We start from the raw sequence: 2,054 nt of genomic DNA, 5'->3' as shown, positions 1-2,054 counted from the left end.
AATCTTCAGTCTGTCCTTGCGTGATAGCGATGCCAGATAGAGGGAATGATAAAACTCTGGCACGGACTTGACACCAGCCCTGCGAAGTGTCTTCTCCAAGTTCTTATAGAGTTGTGCCTCCGATTGCTCTGTATCGTAGTGAAGTACAGCCAATCCTTTGGGGTTGGCAGTTACTTCCAATCCCAAGGTTTGCTCTGCCTTTAATCGTTCTCTCCCAAGAGTGCCGGCAAGGATGGCGGCAATGTAGTTGCTTTTGCCTGTTCCTTCTCCACCTGTGATACAAAACAGATTGTCCTGCGTTCCAAGCGGAACACCATTTACTGCCACCACCGACTTTGAAGCGTCTGGCGGATTATCGTAGTCTATCTCACAAGATTGCAATATCATCATTGTCTGTGCATACATATTGGTGAACATATCATTAAGAAGCACTTTCAAGTCCTTTGCTTCATTGCCCAAGGCAAAGAAGTCCGATATATCCTTCTCCGACTTACCCCCTTGCAATGGTAAGGTTAGACTCAATACCTTGTATTGAGCAAATGCATCTGTCTGCCGTTTAGCTTCTCTTATGCCTGTCTCATCAGTATCGTACAATATAATAATGTGGCGAAAGCGGAGCTGCAATCCTTCGATGATATTCTCAGGAATCTGTGCCGTCTCACTGTTGAAACAGATGGCGTTGAAACCATGAGCCGAAAGTGAAAGCACGTCTTTCTCCCCACCTGTGATGAAAACAACATCCCCTTTGCTGGGCAGCTGCTGGAAGCCAAAGACATAGTCGTTCACTTTCTCACCCCCATAAAGAAAGCGCAGCTTACTCTTAGGGCGATAGACTTTTACAAACTTCCCCATACTGTATGCAAACATCGGATCTTCATGTGTTGAACCAAGTGTAAACGGCTTACCCTCATTGGAGACAGACTCATAGCGAGCAAGCGACTTTACATGAAAACGTTGCAGAGTCTTAGTATCAATACCATATTGCTCCCAATAGTCTAGTTCTTTGACATTGAAAGATTGCTCAATTAGCTTGTACCACTTTTTACCTTCCATCTTCTTGAGCTGGTTAGGTGGTTGTACTAAGGTTGGTTTGCAAGGCTTCATCATCATTGTGTGGGGATTACTATGTTCTTTCCTTTCAATGCAAATATTCAGCTGCAAGTCCCGATTTATGGTTTCAAGCACATTAACAAAGTCTTTCCTCACGTCCAGTCCGAGCATTGTGGCTGCAAACCAAAAGCAGTCGCCGGAGTAGGCATCGTTGCCAAAGTCCTTCATTCGGTAGCAGCCGGACTTGTTGTCAAGATAGATATTGCACGATGCACGCCTGTCGTCATACAAAGGATTTCGGAAATTGCGCTTTGGCACAAAGTCGATGGGCATATAGAAGCAGAACACATCTAGTCCTTTGTTGGTTCGGCTCAGTATTTCTTCTTTGATGTTCATAGCTCCTCAAATAAAGTTTGACCATCACCCATATATCCTTTAAGGACACCATCCTTGTAGGCGTTGAGCCGTTGCAGAGCTTCCACTCGTCTGAAACCCTTGAAGGAGGCACGTCCGCTCTTGACGGCGACGTAAAGTCCCTTGAACGGATAGGCAACGTGGTTGCATGACACATATCCTGAACGGGATTGCGTTGGTGTCCCTCCATCGGGCAAGGGATGCCCGCGAAATGCCCAAGAGTCTGATGACGTCGGAGGAACTGAGTTCCATCTTATCCTCCAAAACGGAATAGTCGCGTCTCATTTCCACGATAAAGCCGGCTATCCGCTCCATGTCGTTCCTTAGTGAGCGTAACTCTGCAATTACCGTCTTTTGCAAATTGTCTTCTTCTGTCATATGTCACTTCTCTTTTCAGTTTAGGATTAAATTGTTGCTCTCCGTGGATTATCACCCGTCTGGAAATTCAGAGTCCTTCCCCAATTGGTGCAATAACTGCATAAGATGCTGCTTAAATCTTCTACTGTCCAGCTTGCACAGCCGATTGAGAATGACGATGAGATCTTCCTGCTCCATTGTGGAGAAGCGAAGGCTTTTATGGGGCGTGGTTG

Annotated in this window: 1 protein-coding gene and 1 pseudogene; both read right to left on the bottom strand. The window is 45.9% G+C overall.

What is annotated here, in order from left to right; genetic code table 11:
- Positions 1-1,446: toprim domain-containing protein (locus HMPREF1640_RS12325; protein ID WP_036895368.1), on the bottom strand; the 1,446-nt coding region annotated here is incomplete at its 3' end.
- Positions 1,443-1,842: pseudogene (locus tag HMPREF1640_RS12320) on the bottom strand (hypothetical protein). The pseudogene HMPREF1640_RS12320 and the gene HMPREF1640_RS12325, both read right to left, overlap by 4 nt.
- Positions 1,843-2,054: the final 212 nt, after the last annotated feature.

The sequence above is a fragment of the Prevotella sp. S7-1-8 genome (assembly GCF_000758925.1).
In the GTDB taxonomy this organism is placed as follows: Bacteria; Bacteroidota; Bacteroidia; order Bacteroidales; family Bacteroidaceae; genus Prevotella.
Note: the sequence above shows the minus strand (reverse complement) of the source record. Positions and strands in the feature narration are given on the sequence as shown.